General features: G+C 37.6%; 26 protein-coding genes. 1 reads left to right on the top strand and 25 read right to left on the bottom strand.

The genetic code is table 11. The annotated features are described in order from the left end of the window. Nucleotides 1-748: 748 nt before the first annotated feature. The 25 genes from secY to rpsL all read right to left on the bottom strand — a co-directional run bounded on the left by secY (nucleotide 749) and on the right by rpsL (nucleotide 14,493). Nucleotides 749-2,092 carry a preprotein translocase subunit SecY gene (gene secY, locus ACO05S_RS11575; RefSeq protein WP_421918166.1) on the bottom strand — a complete coding sequence of 448 codons (1,344 nt, stop codon included), beginning with the start codon at nucleotides 2,090-2,092 and terminating at the stop codon, nucleotides 749-751. 9 nt (nucleotides 2,093-2,101) lie between these two features. Continuing rightward, on the bottom strand, nucleotides 2,102-2,548 hold the full coding sequence (gene rplO / locus ACO05S_RS11570; RefSeq protein ID WP_421918165.1) for a 50S ribosomal protein L15: 447 nt from the start codon (nucleotides 2,546-2,548) through the stop codon (nucleotides 2,102-2,104). 30 nt (nucleotides 2,549-2,578) lie between these two features. Next, nucleotides 2,579-2,755 carry a 50S ribosomal protein L30 gene (rpmD, locus tag ACO05S_RS11565; RefSeq protein ID WP_282015102.1) on the bottom strand — a complete coding sequence of 59 codons (177 nt, stop codon included), beginning with the start codon at nucleotides 2,753-2,755 and terminating at the stop codon, nucleotides 2,579-2,581. An 11-nt stretch (nucleotides 2,756-2,766) separates the two neighbouring features. Further along, nucleotides 2,767-3,279 carry a 30S ribosomal protein S5 gene (gene rpsE / locus ACO05S_RS11560; RefSeq protein ID WP_421918164.1) on the bottom strand — a complete coding sequence of 171 codons (513 nt, stop codon included), beginning with the start codon at nucleotides 3,277-3,279 and terminating at the stop codon, nucleotides 2,767-2,769. Between the two features lie 5 nt (nucleotides 3,280-3,284). Next, entirely contained in the window at nucleotides 3,285-3,641 is a 357-nt protein-coding gene (rplR, locus tag ACO05S_RS11555) for a 50S ribosomal protein L18 (protein WP_421918163.1), read from the bottom strand. A gap of 18 nt (nucleotides 3,642-3,659) precedes the next feature. After that, nucleotides 3,660-4,214: a 50S ribosomal protein L6 gene (gene rplF / locus ACO05S_RS11550; protein ID WP_421918162.1), complete on the bottom strand. Its 555-nt coding sequence runs from the start codon at nucleotides 4,212-4,214 to the stop codon at nucleotides 3,660-3,662. A 16-nt stretch (nucleotides 4,215-4,230) separates the two neighbouring features. Further along, nucleotides 4,231-4,626, bottom strand: coding sequence for a 30S ribosomal protein S8 (gene rpsH / locus ACO05S_RS11545; protein WP_421918161.1), 396 nt, complete (start codon nucleotides 4,624-4,626; stop codon nucleotides 4,231-4,233). Between the two features lie 71 nt (nucleotides 4,627-4,697). Then, a complete protein-coding gene (gene rpsN / locus ACO05S_RS11540) occupies nucleotides 4,698-4,967 on the bottom strand; it encodes a 30S ribosomal protein S14 (RefSeq protein ID WP_152732738.1) in 270 nt (89 codons plus the stop codon). A 4-nt stretch (nucleotides 4,968-4,971) separates the two neighbouring features. Further along, the gene (rplE, locus tag ACO05S_RS11535) at nucleotides 4,972-5,526 is read right to left on the bottom strand and encodes a 50S ribosomal protein L5 (RefSeq protein ID WP_421918160.1); all 555 of its coding nucleotides are present in this window, start codon (nucleotides 5,524-5,526) and stop codon (nucleotides 4,972-4,974) included. Further along, nucleotides 5,526-5,843: a 50S ribosomal protein L24 gene (gene rplX, locus ACO05S_RS11530; RefSeq protein ID WP_171595778.1), complete on the bottom strand. Its 318-nt coding sequence runs from the start codon at nucleotides 5,841-5,843 to the stop codon at nucleotides 5,526-5,528. Before rplX ends, rplE begins: the two co-directional genes overlap by 1 nt. Before the next feature lie 19 nt (nucleotides 5,844-5,862). After that, a complete protein-coding gene (rplN, locus tag ACO05S_RS11525) occupies nucleotides 5,863-6,228 on the bottom strand; it encodes a 50S ribosomal protein L14 (RefSeq protein WP_110361021.1) in 366 nt (121 codons plus the stop codon). A 2-nt stretch (nucleotides 6,229-6,230) separates the two neighbouring features. Continuing rightward, nucleotides 6,231-6,488 (bottom strand): 30S ribosomal protein S17, encoded by a 258-nt coding sequence (gene rpsQ, locus ACO05S_RS11520; RefSeq protein WP_345740875.1) that lies wholly within the window; start codon nucleotides 6,486-6,488, stop codon nucleotides 6,231-6,233. Nucleotides 6,489-6,492: 4 nt separating this feature from the next. Then, nucleotides 6,493-6,690, bottom strand: coding sequence for a 50S ribosomal protein L29 (gene rpmC, locus ACO05S_RS11515; RefSeq protein ID WP_152732733.1), 198 nt, complete (start codon nucleotides 6,688-6,690; stop codon nucleotides 6,493-6,495). A gap of 2 nt (nucleotides 6,691-6,692) precedes the next feature. After that, nucleotides 6,693-7,124 carry a 50S ribosomal protein L16 gene (gene rplP, locus ACO05S_RS11510; RefSeq protein WP_110361022.1) on the bottom strand — a complete coding sequence of 144 codons (432 nt, stop codon included), beginning with the start codon at nucleotides 7,122-7,124 and terminating at the stop codon, nucleotides 6,693-6,695. A 26-nt stretch (nucleotides 7,125-7,150) separates the two neighbouring features. Then, on the bottom strand, nucleotides 7,151-7,861 hold the full coding sequence (rpsC, locus tag ACO05S_RS11505) for a 30S ribosomal protein S3 (protein ID WP_421918159.1): 711 nt from the start codon (nucleotides 7,859-7,861) through the stop codon (nucleotides 7,151-7,153). Nucleotides 7,862-7,866: 5 nt separating this feature from the next. After that, nucleotides 7,867-8,280, bottom strand: coding sequence for a 50S ribosomal protein L22 (gene rplV / locus ACO05S_RS11500; protein ID WP_421918158.1), 414 nt, complete (start codon nucleotides 8,278-8,280; stop codon nucleotides 7,867-7,869). Between the two features lie 37 nt (nucleotides 8,281-8,317). Continuing rightward, complete coding sequence (gene rpsS, locus ACO05S_RS11495; protein WP_110361025.1) at nucleotides 8,318-8,587, bottom strand: 30S ribosomal protein S19; 270 nt, start codon at nucleotides 8,585-8,587, stop codon at nucleotides 8,318-8,320. A 19-nt stretch (nucleotides 8,588-8,606) separates the two neighbouring features. Continuing rightward, nucleotides 8,607-9,431 (bottom strand): 50S ribosomal protein L2, encoded by an 825-nt coding sequence (rplB, locus tag ACO05S_RS11490; RefSeq protein WP_421918157.1) that lies wholly within the window; start codon nucleotides 9,429-9,431, stop codon nucleotides 8,607-8,609. A 7-nt stretch (nucleotides 9,432-9,438) separates the two neighbouring features. Further along, complete coding sequence (gene rplW, locus ACO05S_RS11485) at nucleotides 9,439-9,729, bottom strand: 50S ribosomal protein L23 (protein WP_421918156.1); 291 nt, start codon at nucleotides 9,727-9,729, stop codon at nucleotides 9,439-9,441. 11 nt (nucleotides 9,730-9,740) lie between these two features. Continuing rightward, the gene (gene rplD, locus ACO05S_RS11480) at nucleotides 9,741-10,373 is read right to left on the bottom strand and encodes a 50S ribosomal protein L4 (protein ID WP_421918155.1); all 633 of its coding nucleotides are present in this window, start codon (nucleotides 10,371-10,373) and stop codon (nucleotides 9,741-9,743) included. Further along, nucleotides 10,373-10,990, bottom strand: coding sequence for a 50S ribosomal protein L3 (gene rplC / locus ACO05S_RS11475; protein ID WP_421918154.1), 618 nt, complete (start codon nucleotides 10,988-10,990; stop codon nucleotides 10,373-10,375). Before rplC ends, rplD begins: the two co-directional genes overlap by 1 nt. Nucleotides 10,991-11,026: 36 nt before the next feature. Further along, nucleotides 11,027-11,332, bottom strand: coding sequence for a 30S ribosomal protein S10 (gene rpsJ / locus ACO05S_RS11470; protein ID WP_110361030.1), 306 nt, complete (start codon nucleotides 11,330-11,332; stop codon nucleotides 11,027-11,029). 28 nt (nucleotides 11,333-11,360) lie between these two features. Further along, complete coding sequence (fusA, locus tag ACO05S_RS11465) at nucleotides 11,361-13,475, bottom strand: elongation factor G (RefSeq protein ID WP_421918153.1); 2,115 nt, start codon at nucleotides 13,473-13,475, stop codon at nucleotides 11,361-11,363. Nucleotides 13,476-13,511: 36 nt separating this feature from the next. Next, entirely contained in the window at nucleotides 13,512-13,988 is a 477-nt protein-coding gene (gene rpsG, locus ACO05S_RS11460) for a 30S ribosomal protein S7 (RefSeq protein ID WP_171595772.1), read from the bottom strand. Between the two features lie 127 nt (nucleotides 13,989-14,115). Beyond that, a complete protein-coding gene (gene rpsL, locus ACO05S_RS11455; protein WP_054714004.1) occupies nucleotides 14,116-14,493 on the bottom strand; it encodes a 30S ribosomal protein S12 in 378 nt (125 codons plus the stop codon). Nucleotides 14,494-14,885: 392 nt separating this feature from the next. Here rpsL and ACO05S_RS11450 point away from each other — a divergent pair, with 392 nt between their 5' ends. Next, nucleotides 14,886-17,042, top strand: coding sequence for an elongation factor G (locus ACO05S_RS11450; protein WP_421918152.1), 2,157 nt, complete (start codon nucleotides 14,886-14,888; stop codon nucleotides 17,040-17,042). Nucleotides 17,043-17,228: the final 186 nt, after the last annotated feature.

The raw sequence follows: 17,228 nt of genomic DNA, 5'->3' as shown, positions 1-17,228 counted from the left end.
CAGGATTTGCGCCTTTACTATACGCACGTCTATAGTATGTTCCCAAAGTACGCATGCTTATCCATGAACCGTTACAACTTTACAACCATCATTTTACTGATAGATTTCTTTGTTACCAGATTAATAATTGATTCAATTGCAAGTACTAACCCTTCTTCTCTTAATTTTAATCCTCGTCCTTTTATCTGTAATTTGGAACCTGAGAATGTTCATGAAGACTTTTTTCAATTCCGTACCACTCCTTTTCTAACAATCAAGTAATCCTTCATCTCAGTATGCCTTTGAATGGCAAAACCTATATCTCTTAGATGATTACCTTCGATAGCGTTTTCAAGTCCTTTATAAAGTGCTTCTATGGTAACCTTCAACAATTGTTGAATTTAAGATTTAATCATTCCCCCGAAATAGTGTATGCAGAATCACCATAAAAGCCATTCAACAAAGCACCACAACCACAAGAAATAATATTACCTTATTTCAACTCATAGCAAGATGAAACTCCCTCAACCACCTGCTGCTTAAATGAACCAAATGCTTGGGAATCCAGCGTAAATACGAAACTCAGGTCTAGTTCCATTGTCTCTTAAACAATTCTTCTGCAATTGCATCTAAGTTTAAAGGTGAATATCTGGGACTAAGGCCTTAGTTAACTTACCAAAGATCCTAGTCGCCAGATTATTACTTTTTTGACATTAAGTCATTTTCTTCCTCCATCTTAAAAAATCTTTGCAAAGAAAGCAAAAATATTTTAATAAGCAGCAGCTCCTCCCGGAGATTTGCCTTTTATTCTACCAGACTTCATTAACCCGTCGTAGTGACGCATTAATAAGTGCGATTCTATTTGCTGTAATGTATCAAGCACTACACCAACGAGAATCAACAATGAAGTACCACCGTAAAAATGCGCGAATTCATTATTCACACCTGCAATCATAGCAAAGGCTGGTAAGATTGCAACCAAACCAAGAAAGATAGATCCAGGTAAGGTAATACGTGACATTACAGTATCAAGAAAGTCGATTGTTTTCTTTCCTGGCTTAATACCTGGAATAAAACCACCATTCTTCTTCATATCCTCAGCCATTTGCGTCGGATTCACTGTAATTGCAGTATAGAAATATGTGAACAATACAATCATTACAAAGAACAGTGCATTGTACCAAAATCCAGTATAATTAGATAAGGCTGCAGCTACTCCTGTTAATGCATCAGAACTAGCATAATTAACAAATGCCATTGGTAAAAACATAATTGCCTGAGCAAAAATAATTGGCATAACACCAGCAGCATTCACTTTCAAAGGAATGTACTGTCTTACGCCACCATATTGTTTGTTACCTACAATTCTTTTAGCATATTGCACAGGTATTTTTCTTGTTCCTTGCACCAACAGAATTGTTAACGCAAAAATCATGAACAGAACCACAATCTCAAGAACCAAAACGATCAAACCACCGCCGTGTCCTTCAATTCTTGATCCCAATTCCGCAATGAACGAGAATGGTAATCTTGCAATAATACCTATCATGATGATAATTGAGATCCCATTACCGATACCTTTGTCAGTAATTTTCTCTCCCAACCACATTATGAACATCGATCCCGCTGCAAGTATTATCACTGATGATACCGTAAAAAATGCATCTTTTAAAATAAAGGCAGCTTCAGGTAAAGTTGAATGTAAGTTTAATAAATATCCTGGCGCTTGAAGAACAAGGATAATAACAGTTAGGTAACGGGTGATCTGATTGATTTTTCTACGTCCACTCTCTCCTTCGCGTTGTAATCTTTGGAAATAAGGAACAGCAATTCCCATTAACTGAATTACAATAGAGGCAGAAATATATGGCATAATACCGAGAGCAAATATCGAAGCATTAGCAAACGCACCTCCCGAGAACATGTTCAACAATCCTAAAACCCCATCTGCTGTTTGAGATTTTAACGCATCCAAATGTGCCGGGTCAATTCCTGGCAAAACCACCTTGGCACCTAAACGGTACACTAATAGAAGACCTATTGTAGTTAAGATACGCGACCTTAAATCTTCAATCTTCCAGATGTTCTTCAATGTTTCTATTAAACCTTTCATTATCTAATCTTACAATTTAACAACTGTTCCTTCTACTGCTTCAATCGCTGATTGAGCAGATTTCGAAAATGCATGAGCTTTTACTTCTAATTTAGCAGTAATTGTACCATTACCTAAAATCTTAACGTTATCATTCTTTGATGCCAATCCAGCATTTACCAAAACATCTACGTCAATAACGCTAAGGTTATTTTTTTCTGCTAATGCCTGTAAAACTTCAACATTAATTGCTTTGTATTCTTTTCTGTTGATGTTCTTAAATCCAAACTTAGGAACTCTACGTTGCAAAGGCATTTGACCACCTTCAAAACCAACTTTCTTAGAGTATCCAGATCTTGACTTCGCACCTTTATGTCCTCTTGTAGAGGTACCGCCTCTTCCTGATCCTTGACCGCGACCGATTCTCTTTCTAGTTTTAGTCGATCCTTCAGCGGGTTTTAAGTTACTTAAGTCCATATCTATTTATTTCTAAATATTTACAATGATTTATTCTTCTACGGAAACCAAGTGTTGCACTTTAGCCACCATCCCTTTAATTTGAGGTGTAGCTTCGTGTTCAACTGTAGCATTGATTTTGTTCAAACCTAATGCTTCCAAGGTTTTTTTCTGGCGCTCGGTGCTACCGATTTTGCTCTTGATTTGAGTGATTTTAATCTTAGCCATCTTCCTTAAAATTATCCGTTAAACACTTTATCTAATGAAACACCTCTTTGCTCAGCAATAGCATGTGCATCTCTCAACTCAGCAAGAGCGTTAAATGTTGCTTTCACAAGGTTATGAGGGTTTGATGAACCTTTTGATTTAGCCAGTACATCGGTTACGCCAACACTCTCCAATACAGAACGCATCGCTCCGCCAGCTTTAACCCCGGTACCGTGAGAAGCAGGTTTAATAAAAACCTGTGCTCCACCATATCTTGATAATTGTTCGTGAGGAATAGTTCCTTTATATACGGGTACTTTTATCAAATTTTTCTTAGCAGCTTCTACTCCTTTGGCAATAGCAGTGGTTACCTCGTTTGCTTTACCTAGTCCCCATCCTACTAATCCATTTTCGTTTCCTACCACAACAATTGCAGAGAAACTAAAAGTTCTACCACCTTTTGTTACTTTCGTAACACGATTAATAGCAACCAGTCTATCTTTCAATTCTGCGTCGCTGGTCTTAACGTTTTTGATATCTGCCATAATTATTAAAATTTAAGGCCACCTTTACGAGCAGCGTCCGCTAATGATTTAACTCTACCATGGTATAGATAACCATTCCTATCGAAAACAACACTAGTGATACCTACAGCAGTTGCTTTTTCAGCAATTGCTTGTCCTACTAGCTCAGCTTGTTCAATTTTATTTACTGATTTTTCAGTAATCTCTTTTATTTGCGAGCTAGTCGCTAGCAAAGTTTTACCTGAAAGATCATCGATCAATTGTACTGAAATCTGCTTATTAGAACGAAAAACTGACATTCTTGGTCTTTCAGCAGTTCCAGAAACCGACTTGCGAATTCTTCTTTTAATTCTTAGTCTTCTTTCTTGCTTAGTTAAAGCCATAATTTACTGTTTTAGAAATTATTTACCTGCAGATTTACCAGCTTTTCTTCTAAGCTGTTCTCCAACAAATTTAATACCTTTACCTTTATATGGTTCAGGTTTTCTGAATGATCTGATTTTAGCAGCTACTTGTCCTACTAAGTGCTTATCGCAACTCTCAAGAGTGATAATTGGATTAGCACGTTTTTCAGTTACAGCAGTTACTTTAACTTCAGGAGCAATCTCCATGTGGATTAAGTGAGAGTAACCAAGAGCTAATTCCAAAAGCTGACCTTTCGAAGTTGCACGGTAACCAACACCCACCAATTCTTGCTCAATCTTATAACCTTCAGAAACACCGATAACCGCATTATTCACTATTGAACGGTATAAACCGTGCATTGCTTTGTGTCTTTTCTGATCAGAAGGACGTTCAAGAACAACTTTGTTTTCTTCAACAGAAACTTTGATTTCGGCATCAATTTGTTGTGTCAATTCACCTTTAGGTCCTTTAACAACTACTGAATTATCTTTATTTACCATTACGCTTACTCCGGCAGGCAAATTGATAGGTAATTTTCCAATTCGTGACATTTCTAATCCTCCTTAATTAATAAACGTAACACAATATTTCACCACCAACATGCTTCTGACGAGCTTCCTTGTCAGTCATAACTCCCTGAGAAGTAGAAAGAATCGCAATTCCTAAACCGTTAAGTACGCGAGGTAATTCTATAGCTCCGCAATATTTTCTTAATCCTGGTTTTGATACACGCTTAAGATCTTTGATCGCTGGAATTTTGGTTTCAGGATGGTATTTCAAAGCAATTTTAATTACTCCTTGAAGTCCATCGTCTACAAATTTGTAGTTAAGGATATAACCTTTATCCTTAAGAATCTTTGTCATTTCTTTTTTCACGTTCGATGCTGGCACCTCAACAACTTTGTGGTTTGCCAAAATCGCATTTCTTAAACGTGTAAGAAAATCTGCTATTGGATCTGTCATATAATAAAAAATTAAATTGATCCCGATTTCTCGGGACAATATTTAACAAAATTCTGATAAACAATTTTTGATTACCAACTTGCCTTCTTTACTCCTGGGATCAAACCAGATGAAGCCATTTCACGGAAAGTGATACGACTAACTCCGAATTGTCTCATATAACCTTTCGGACGTCCGGTGATTTTACACCTGTTGTGTAAACGAACAGGTGAAGAGTTTTTTGGCAAACGACTAAGAGCGATGTAATCGCCTTCCTCTTTAAGTTTAGCTCTTTTAGCTGCGTATTTTTCAACTAATTTCTGACGCTTAACTTCGCGAGCTTTCATTGATTCTTTAGCCATCGTCTTATTTTTTTAGATTTTTAAATGGTAATCCAAATTCTCTCAAAAGAGCATAAGCTTCTTCGTCGGTATTCGCAGTAGTAACGAAGGTAATGTTCATACCCATGATTTTGTTTACGTTATCCAAAACAATCTCAGGGAAAATGATTTGTTCTTCGATACCTAAAGTATAGTTACCTCTACCGTCTAATTTACTCTTAATACCTTTAAAGTCACGGATACGTGGTAAAGCAACACGAACTAACTTTTCAAGAAATTCGTACATACGCTCACGACGTAAAGTTACAGTAGTACCAATTGGCATACCTTTACGTAACTTAAAGTTCGAGATATCTTTAGAAGACAAAGTCTGAACAGCTTTCTGACCAGTAATTGCAGTAAGCTCGTTTACAGAGAATTCAAGTATTTTTTTATCAGCAATCGCCGAACCAACACCTTGGTTAATTACTATCTTCGTTAATTTAGGTGCTTGCATTACAGTTTTGTAATCGAATTCCTTCATTAAAGCAGGAACGATTTCTTCTGCATACTGTTTCTTAAGAGTCGGTATATAGCTCATTACTTAATCTCCTCCCCTGACTTTTTAGAGTATCTAACTAATTTGTTGTTGTCGCCCATTTTTCTACCGATACGGGTAGCTTTTCCTGTTGAAGGATCTTTCACATTTAAATTAGAAATGTGAATTGAGGCTTCTTTTTTAACGATACCACCTTGAGGATTCTCAGCGTTTGGCTTGGTATGTTTAGAGATCATGTTAACACCTTCAACGATCGCACGTTGCTTGTCAACAAGAACTTCTAAAACTTTACCTTCCTGTCCTTTTGATTCCCCAGCGTTTACAATAACGGTATCACCCTTTTTAATATGTAACTTCATTGTTCTAGGTTTACAAAGATTATAAAACTTCTGGTGCTAAAGAAACGATCTTCATATCAGTGTCACGTAACTCTCTTGCAACAGGTCCAAAAATACGGGTTCCTCTCATTTCACCAGCAGTGTTTAATAAAACACATGCGTTATCATCGAAGCGAATATAAGATCCGTCTTGTCTTCTAATCTCTTTTTTGGTGCGAACAACAACTGCTTTTGTTACTGTTCCTTTTTTCATATCGGAACCGGCGATAGCGTTCTTCACGGTAACCACAATTTTATCTCCAATTGAAGCATAACGTTTTTTGGTACCGCCTAACACGCGGATACAAAGTACTTCCTTTGCTCCACTGTTATCAGCTACTAATAGTCTACTTTCTGTTTGTATCATGATTACTTAGCTCTTTCAATAATTTCCACTAATCTCCAACTCTTATTTTTACTTAAAGGTCGGGTTTCCATGATTTTTACGGTATCACCTTCGTTACAGGTGTTTTCCTCGTCGTGAGCAGTGAATTTTTTGGTTTTGTTCACAAATTTACCGTAAATCGGGTGTTTTTCCTTTGTGTGAACTGCAACAGTAATGGATTTTTCCATTTTGCTGCTAACCACAACCCCGATACGCTCTTTTCTAAGATTTCTTTCCATCACTTTTTTACTTTTCAGTTAATTGTCTCTGACGTAACTCTGTCATCAATTTGGCAACGTTGCGTCTCGTTTCCTTAATTTGCAAAGGATTTTCCAAAGGTGAAATAGCGTGATTTAGTCTGAAGCGAGTTAATGATGCTCTTTCGGCATCCAACTTTTCTACTATTTCCTGTGTTGTTAACTCTTTAATTTCTGAATTCTTCATGATTAATCATTTGAACTTTCAACATAATCACGTCTTACGACAAACTTTGTAGTAACAGGTAATTTCTGAGCTGCAAGACGTAATGCCTCTTTAGCTACTTCGTAAGGTACACCCTCACATTCGAATAACATTCTTCCTGGTGAAACAGGAGCAACGAATCCTTCTGGAGAACCCTTACCCTTACCCATACGTACCTCTGCAGGCTTCTTAGTGATTGGCTTATCTGGAAAAATACGAATCCAGATTTGACCTTGTCTCTGCATATATCGGGTTACTGCCACACGAGCAGCTTCAATTTGACGACCAGTAATCCACTTTTCTTCAAGTGACTTGATCCCAAAAGATCCGAATGCTAATTCAGTACCGCGACCAGCGTTACCTTTCATTCTTCCCTTTTGTTGTCTTCTAAATTTTGTCCTTTTTGGTTGTAACATCGTACTAATTCTTTAAAATTTAAAGACTACTTCTTTTTTCTTCTATTAAAACCACCTTTTCCTTTTGGACCACGGCTATCTTTCATGCCAGCGTTAGGAGTAAGATCACGTTTTCCGTAAACTTCACCTTTACAGATCCAAACTTTGATACCGATCAAACCGTAAGTAGTCAAAGCTTCAGCTTGACAGTAATCGATATCAGCTCTTAAGGTATGAAGTGGGGTACGTCCTTCTTTATACATTTCAGAACGCGCCATTTCCGCTCCATTCAAACGGCCAGAAATCTGAATTTTGATTCCTTCAGCACCCATTCTCATAGTAGAAGCAATAGCCATCTTAATTGCTCTTCTGTAGGCGATACGGCCTTCAATCTGACGAGCAATGTTATTAGCAACGATTACAGCATCCATTTCTGGACGTTTAATTTCGAAGATATTAATTTGTACTTCCTTGTCTGTAATCTTCTTTAACTCCTCTTTCAACTTGTCAACTTCTTGACCGCCTTTCCCGATAATGATACCAGGACGAGCAGTGTTGATAGTGATAGTGATTAATTTAAGAGTTCTTTCGATAATGATTTTAGAAATACTTGCTTTAGCTAAACGAGCATTTAGGTACTTTCTAATTTTGGTATCTTCAACAAGCTTATCGCCGTAGTTTTTTCCGCCAAACCAGTTAGAATCCCATCCTCTGACGATTCCTAGTCTATTTCCTATTGGATTTACTTTTTGTCCCATTCTAACTATTCTTTTGTATTATTGGCAGCTTTACTATCCAACAATATAGTTACATGATTTGATCTTTTTCTAATTCTATGTGCTCTCCCTTGTGGAGCTGGTCTTAAACGCTTAAGGATTCTAGCTGAATCAACACAAATTTCTTTGATGAATAATTCACTTTCTTCAATTCTTTGACCTTCGTTCTTTGCTTGCCAGTTGGCAATAGCAGAAAGCAATAGTTTTTCTACGCGAATCGATGCTTCTTTCGGACTGAAACGAAGTACATCTAAAGCTCGGTTCACCTCCATACCTCTTACCATATCGGCAACAAGTCTCATTTTGCGAGGCGAAGTAGGAACATTTTTCAAGCTAGCAAATGCTTTGCTCTTTTTTTCCTCCTTTATTTGGTTTGCTCTTATTCTTTTTCTTGCACCCATTTTTACAAATTCAAAATGTTAATTAAAACGCTTCACGCTATTTTTTCTTCTTATCAGCGTGACCTCTAAAAGTACGAGTTGGCGCAAATTCACCTAATTTATGTCCTACCATATTTTCGGTAACATAAACTGGAATGAATTTGTTTCCGTTGTGAACGGCAACTGTGTGACCTACGAAATCCGGAGAAATCATAGAACGTCTTGACCAGGTTTTAATCACAGATTTTTTCCCTGATTCGTTTTGCTCCAATACTCGTTTCTCCAATTTGAAATCGATAAAAGGGCCTTTTTTTAATGAACGACTCATAACAATCTAATTAATCAAATTACTTTTTCCTTCTTTCAACAATATACTTATTAGAAGCATTCTTTTTAGCTCTAGTTTTGAAACCTTTCGCTAAAACACCTGTTCTAGAACGTGGATGTCCACCTGAAGATTTACCTTCACCACCACCCATTGGGTGATCAACTGGATTCATTACCACACCGCGAACACGAGGTCTTCTTCCTAACCAACGAGTACGACCGGCTTTACCACTTCTTTCCAATGCATGGTCAGTATTAGAAACAGTACCAATAGTTGCTTTACAAGTTATTAGGATCATTCTAACCTCTCCAGAAGGTAATTTGATCATTGCATATTTGCCTTCTCTTGAAACAAGTTGGGCATATGCACCAGCGCTACGAGCCATCACAGCACCTTGAGAGGGTCTTAATTCAATATTATGAATTATTGTACCTAATGGAATATCAGATAATGGCATTGAGTTTCCGATCTCAGGAGCTACCTTTTCACCAGAAAGCAAAGTCTGTCCAACTTCAAGTCCGTTTGGAGCGATAATGTAACGTTTCTCACCGTCAGCATACACAAGCAATGCTATGCGTGCAGTACGGTTTGGATCGTACTCAATCGAAACAACTTTTGCCGGAACATTGTCCTTGTCTCTTTTGAAATCAATAACTCGATATCTTCTCTTGTGACCACCACCTATATATCTCATTGTCATCTTACCGGTGTTATTTCTACCACCAGTTTTTTTCATTGGTCTTAACAATGATTTTTCAGGTTTGTCTGTAGTTACCTGCTCAAAGGTATTTAAAATCTTATTTCTTTGACCAGGAGTTACAGGTTTTAATTTACGTACAGCCATTTTCTAATTAAATATTGCTATAAAAATCTATATTATCACCTTCAACTAAAGTAACGATCGCCTTTTTGAAAGACGGCGTTCTACCCTCAATTACACCTGCCTTAGTGTAACGGCTCTTCTTTTTACCCTGATAATTCATGGTATTTACAGCCGCAACTTTAACATTGTACATTGATTCTACTGCAGCCTTAATTTCGATCTTTGTCGCTCTACGATCCACAACAAAACCAAAGCGATTAAATTTTTCGCTTTGATCAGTCATTTTCTCAGTAACGATTGGCTTAATTAAAATATCCATTTTTTTTAAACTTAGTTTAGTTTAAACATTTCATCAAGTCCCTTAACAGAACTTTCTACAAATACCAAAGTTGAAGCTTTCATAATGTCATAAGTTGCAAGGTCAGAAACACTTACAACGTTAACATTCTTCAAATTACGAGAAGACAAATATATGTTTTTATTATCTTCAGATAAAACCAAAAGTACCTTTCTGTCAGCCACTTTCAAGCTATTCTGAATATTAACAAAATCTTTTGTCTTTGGAGCTTCGAAATTGAAGTCTTCAACTACCATTAAAGCATCGTTCTGAGCTTTGATCGTTAAAGCAGATTTACGAGCCAACTGCTTCAGTTTTTTATTCAATTTGAAACCGTAGTTTCTTGGACGAGGACCGAAAACGCGTCCTCCTCCTCTGAAGATAGGTGACTTGATACTACCAGCACGTGCAGTACCAGTACCCTTTTGTTTCTTTAGTTTGGCAGTACTACCAGAGATCTCAGCTCTTTCTTTTGATTTGTGAGTTCCCTGACGTTGATTTGCCAAGAATTGCTTAACGTCTAGGTAAATAGCATGCTCATTTGGCTCGATGCTAAAAACTGAATCCTTTAATTCAATTTTTCTACCAGTATCTTCTCCAGCTGTGTTTAAAATCGCTAATTCCATTACTTCTCAATAATTACGTATGAACCTTTAGACCCTGGAAGAGATCCTTTAACTAACAATAGGTTATTCTCTTTAATAACCTTAAGAACTTGAAGGTTTTGAACCTTCACAGTTTTGTTACCGTCGCGTCCGGCCATTCTCATGCCTTTAAATACGCGAGCTGGGTAAGATGCAGCACCAATAGAACCAGGCGCACGTAAACGGTTATGCTGACCGTGTGTTTGTCCACCTACTCCGCCAAAACCATGACGTTTTACAACACCTTGGAAACCCTTACCCTTTGAAATACCCGTAATATCCACATATGGAGTATTTTCGAATAAATCAACATCGATAACGTCTCCCAACTGGTACTCATTTTCAAAATCAGAAAACTCTACTAGTCTTTTTTTAGGAGTTGTGTTTGCCTTTTTAAAGTGCCCATCTAGCGCCTTAGTTGTTCGCTTTTCTTTCTTTTCATCAAAAGCCAACTGAAGTGCTTCGTAACCGTCAGACTCAACAGTCTTAACTTGCGTTACAACACATGGACCTGCCTCAATGACAGTGCATGGAATATTTTTTCCCTCGGCACTGTAAACGGAAGTCATTCCGATTTTTTTTCCAATTAATCCTGGCATTTCTCTTTACTTTTAAAAATAAATCTTACTAGATTATCAAACTTTGATTTCAACTTCTACACCGCTAGGCAACTCAAGCTTCATCAAAGCATCAATTGTATTGGCAGTTGAACTGTAAATATCAATCAAACGCTTGAAAGAAGAAAGTTGAAACTGTTCTCTTGATTTCTTATTCACGAAAGTAGAACGAAGAACAGTAAAAATTCTTTTGTGAGTTGGAAGTGGAATTGGTCCACTAACAACAGCACCTGTAGCCTTAACTGTCTTAACGATTTTCTCAGCCGACTTGTCCACCAAGTTGTGATCGTAAGATTTCAGTTTAATTCTAATTTTTTGGCTCATCTTATTTAGATATTATACGATGATATAATTATAATAATTCAACTTTACCCTTGGCGTTCTCAACAACCTCTTTAGCGATACCTTTAGGTACCTCTTCGAAGTGAGAGAATTCCATTGAAGAGTTTGCACGACCTGAAGACAAGGTTCTCAACACAGTTACATAACCGAATTGTTCTGCCAAAGGCACTTTAGCATTTACAACACGAGCACCATGCTTCGACTCCATTCCTTCAACCTGACCACGACGCTTATTCAAATCTCCGATGATATCACCCATGTACTCCTCAGGAGTAATAACTTCCATCTTCATGATTGGCTCAAGAAGAACTGGATTCGCCTTAGCACAAGCTTCTTTGAAACCTTGCTTAGCAGCCATCTCAAATGATAATTGATCCGAGTCAACCGGGTGGAAAGATCCGTCAAACAACTCAACTTTCAATGTATCTACAGTGTAACCTGCCAACACACCATTTTTCATTGCATCAGTAAAACCTTTCTGAACAGAAGGAACAAATTCCTTAGGAATATTACCACCTTTAATCTGATCAACAAACTGTAATCCTTCACCTTCGAAATCCGAATCGACTGGCATCAAACGGAATTGAATATCAGCAAATTTACCACGTCCACCAGACTGCTTTTTGAATACCTGACGGTGTTCAACAGAACCTTTGATAGCTTCTTTGTAAGCAACCTGAGGTGCTCCCTGGTTACACTCAACTTTAAATTCACGCTTCAAACGGTCGATAATGATATCCAAGTGAAGCTCACCCATACCAGAAATCACTGTTTGACCTGAATCTTCGTCGGTTTTAACCTGGAATGTTGGATCCTCTTCAGCCAATTTACCAAGAGCCATACCCAATTTATCAACATCCTTCTGAGTCAATGGCTCAACAGCGATACCGATTACTGGATCTGGAAAATCCATTGATTCTAACTCGATTGGAGACTCTTTTTGACAAAGTGTATCACCAGTACGAATATCTTTAAATCCAACACAAGCACAAATATCACCAGCTTCTACGCTTTCGATAGCATTCTGCTTGTTTGAGTGCATTTGGTACAAACGAGAAATACGCTCCTTGTTTCCTGATCTTGTATTATATACATATGATCCGGCATCAATAGAACCTGAATAAACACGAGTAAATGCCAAACGACCTACGAATGGGTCAGTAGCAATTTTAAATGCCAATGCAGCCAAAGGCTCATCAACATCCGGCTTACGCGTTACTTCTTCGTCAGAACCTGGAACAGTACCAACAATAGCTTCTACGTCAAGTGGTGATGGCATATAAGTAATAATTGCATCCAACAAACGCTGAACACCTTTATTTTTAAATGCAGAACCACAAAGCATAGGAACGATATCCATAGAGATAGTAGCTTTACGGATAACAGCATACATCTCATCTTCAGTAATTGAATCTGGATCCTCAAAGAATCTCTCCAATAACTCTTCGTCGTTTTCTGCAACTGCCTCTACCAACTTCTCTCTCCACTCATTTGCATCAGCAACCAAGTGATCTGGAATATCTTCCAAAGTATAATTTGTACCATTCTCATCATCATACCAGATGATAGCTTTCATCGTAATCAAATCGATTACTCCTCTAAAGCTCTCTTCAGATCCGATTGGAATTTGAATTGGAATAGGATTAGCTCCTAATTTTTCTTTTACCTCACGTACAGCTTTGAAAAAGTCAGCACCAGAACGGTCCATCTTGTTTACAAAACCCATACGAGGAACTCTATATTTATCAGCTTGTCTCCAAACTGTTTCAGACTGTGCTTCAACACCACCTACTGCACAAAAACATGCAACAGCACCGTCAAGAACACGTAACGAACGCTCTACCTCTACAGTAAAGTCAACGTGACCCGGGGTATCAATAATGTTGATTTGATACTTCTTGCTATCGTAGTTCCAAAAACAAGTAGTAGCTGCAGAAGTAATTGTAATACCTCTTTCTTGCTCTTGCTCCATCCAGTCCATTGTAGCTGCACCATCGTGAACCTCACCAATCTTGTGAGACACACCTGTATAATACAAAATACGCTCGGTAGTAGTTGTCTTACCGGCGTCGATGTGTGCCATGATACCAATGTTTCTGGTAAATTTTAAATCTCTCTTAGCCATTTTCTTTGTCCTCTACAAATTGCTTAAACAATTCTATTAAAATCTAAAGTGAGCAAAAGCACGGTTAGCTTCAGCCATTCTATGAGTATCTTCTTTCTTCTTGAAAGCTCCTCCTTCTTCGTTAAAAGCGGCGATAATCTCAGCTGATAATTTTTCAGCCATAGACTTACCTGATCTCTTACGAGCAAAAAGAATCATATTCTTAATAGAAATAGAAACTTTTCTTTCCGGACGAATTTCCATTGGAACCTGAAAGGTAGCACCACCAACACGGCGACTCTTTACCTCTACAGCTGGAGTGATATTCTCCAAAGACTTTTTCCAAATCTCTAGTGGAGATTTTTCTAACTTTTCAGTTTTCGACTTAACAATTTCTAATGCATCATAGAAAATTTTGAACGCAAGATTCTTCTTACCGTCCATCATCAAGTCATTTACAAATCTTGTAACCAAAACATCATTGAATTTTGGATCTGGCAACAAGATTCTTTTTTTAGGTCTTGATTTTCTCATCTCTTTTAGTTTACGAGCTATTCGTATGTTAGCTGCCCAAAAACGTCTTCAACAGTCTCACGACTATTTACTCAACCTAGTGGGAACAACACATAAACTATAACTCCTACAGTTACAAACTAGGTTTTTACTTTTTCTTTGGTCTCTTAGTACCATACTTAGAACGACGCTGCATACGACCTTCTACCCCTGAAGCATCAAGAGCACCACGAACAAGGTGATATCTTACCCCTGGAAGGTCTTTCACACGACCACCTCTAATCAATACAATCGAGTGCTCTTGTAAATTATGTCCTTCACCCGGAATGTAAGCATTCACTTCTTTTCCGTTAGTCAATCTAACACGAGCAACTTTACGCATTGCTGAGTTAGGTTTCTTAGGTGTAGTGGTATACACACGCACGCAAACCCCTCTTCTTTGAGGACAAGAATCCAACGCTGGAGCCTTGCTCTTCTCTTGAAGCTTGGTTCTTCCTTTTCGAACTAACTGTTGAATTGTAGGCATATTAACAATTACTTTTTAATTAAATATATTTTAACAAATTGGTTTGCAAAGGTATTATTTATTTACTAAAAACAACAATCAACATGTTGATTTTTGCAAAAATCCCCTTGAAATCAGCGCACAAAGGTACAAAAAGACTTTAAAAAGTCAAATCGATACGAATAAAAAAACAACTGATTTTAAATAAGTTCTATCTGAACCTCATTCGTGACAGGAAAATGGTGGGATTAGATAAAAAACACAATCAATACATCTGCATGTAAATTATTTTCAACAAATAGCTTTAATGTTTATTGTATCTTATTAAAAAGTTAATTAATTTGGGAATCCTTAAAAACCTAAAATCTGGTTTTTGATACTAACATTTTATATAAACCCCAAAAAATACAATTATGAAAGTGTATCAATCAAATGAAATTAAGAACATCGCCCTCATTGGCAACGCCGGCTCGGGTAAAACTACCCTGGCCGAGTCTATGTTGTTTGAAGGCGGTGTTATTACAAGACGCGGAAACGTGGAAGATAATAACACCGTTTCTGATTACAATCCTGTAGAACACGAATATGGAAATTCCGTATTTTCAACGGTATTGTACACTGAATGGTTAGGGAAGAAAATCAATTTTATTGATACTCCAGGTGCTGACGACTTTTCGGGTGGTGTAATTTCAGCTTTAAATGTAACCGATACCGGACTAATGCTAATCAATGCACAACACGGTGTTGAGGTTGGTACTGAGATTATTGGACGAAGAGCGGAAGCTTTAAACACTCCACTTATTTTTGTGGTGAACCAATTGGATCACGATAAAGCTAATTTTGATCAATCAATAGAATCAGCGAAGACTAATTTTGGTAATAAAGTTTCAATTGTGCAGTATCCCGTAAACGTTGGCGTAGATTTTAACGCAGTTGTGGATGTACTAAAAATGAAAATGTACCAATGGGAACCGGAAGGAGGGGAACCACAAATCTTAGATATTCCTGATTCGGAAAAAGGAAAGGCTGATGAACTACACAATGAGCTTGTAGAATCGGCTGCAGAGAATGATGAAGCTCTTATGGAATTGTATTTTGACAAGGGAACACTTACCGAAGACGAAATGCGAGAAGGAATGAAAAAAGGGATGATTGCAGGTGATTTGTTCCCGGTATTTTGTATTTCGGCTAAAAAAGATATGGGCGTTCGCCGTTTAATGGAGTTTATTGGCAATATTGTTCCTTTCGTTACTGAAATGCCTGCTATTCCAACCGTTAGTGGCCGAGAAGCGAAATGCGACGTAAATGCTCCAACATCACTATTTATATTTAAAACCTCGATGGAACCACATATTGGTGAAGTAAGTTACTTTAAAGTCATTTCGGGGAGTGTGAAAGAAGGTGATGATTTAACCAATATTAACAACGACACCAAGGAAAGGTTATCTCAATTATATCTGGTTGCAGGAAGAAACAGAGAAAGAGTTTCGGAACTGGTGGCAGGTGATATCGGGGCAACTGTAAAATTGAAAAATACGAAGAACAATCACACCTTAAACTGTAAAGATTGTGATTTCACATATAAAGAAATTGAATTCCCGGAACCAAAATACAGAACTGCTGTTAAAGCAAAAGAAGATGGAGATGAAGAAAGATTAGGGGAACTATTGCATCGTATTCACGAAGAAGATCCTACAATTCTTATCGAATACTCGAAGGAATTGAAACAAATCATTCTTCACGGGCAAGGTGAATTTCACATGAATACATTAAAGTGGAGATTATTGAACAATGATAAAATGGAAATAGAATTCCTTGACCCTAAGATTCCTTATCGCGAGACCATTACCAAGCTGGCTCAGGCTGATTATCGCCACAAAAAACAATCGGGAGGTTCCGGGCAGTTTGGCGAGGTTCATATGATTATTGAACCTTTCACAGAAGGAATGCCAGATCCTGTAATGTACAATTTAGAAGGCAAGGAATTGAAAGTAAACTTGAGAGGAACAGAAGAACACGAGCTTGATTGGGGTGGAAAATTGGTTTTCTGCAACTGTATTGTTGGTGGTGCTATCGACACTAGATTCCTACCTGCTATCTTGAAAGGAGTAATGGAAAAAATGGATGAAGGTCCGTTAACAGGTTCATATGCCCGCGATATTCGCGTTGTAATTTACGATGGAAAGATGCATGCAGTAGACTCCAATGAAATTTCGTTTAAGCTAGCCGGTCGCCATGCATTTAGTGCTGCATTTAAAAATGCTGCCCCTAAAATTCTTGAACCAATTTACGATGTAGAGGTATTGGTTCCAGAGGACAGAATGGGTGACGTTATGAGTGATCTACAAACTCGTAGAGCCATGATTATGGGTATGGAAGCAGAAAAAGGATTCCAAAAAATTATTGCTAAGGTTCCTTTGAAAGAGATGAATCGCTACTCTACTTCTTTGAGCTCACTAACTGGTGGTCGCGCCCAATTCTCGATGAAATTTGATGCTTACGAAAAAGTTCCAGGTGATGTTCAAGAAGAATTACTGGCAGCTTACGAAGAAGAAACTGCAGAAGCATAATTGCATTACAGAAGCACATTACTAAAACCGTCTCACTTTTGAGGCGGTTTTTTTAGGATATCTTTACCAAATAAAACACCTGCAAAAACTCCTTAGTGATTAACAGCTAGACAAAGTTTAACCCAAAAGTTGTAATAAGTAAAGTTAACAAGCCAATTAATAAATAGATTGATCCTATTACTAAAT

This window comes from Marinifilum sp. (genome assembly GCF_965230805.1).
Classification (GTDB): Bacteria; Bacteroidota; Bacteroidia; order Bacteroidales; family Marinifilaceae; genus Marinifilum.
This window is presented reverse-complemented; position numbering and strand designations above follow the sequence as displayed.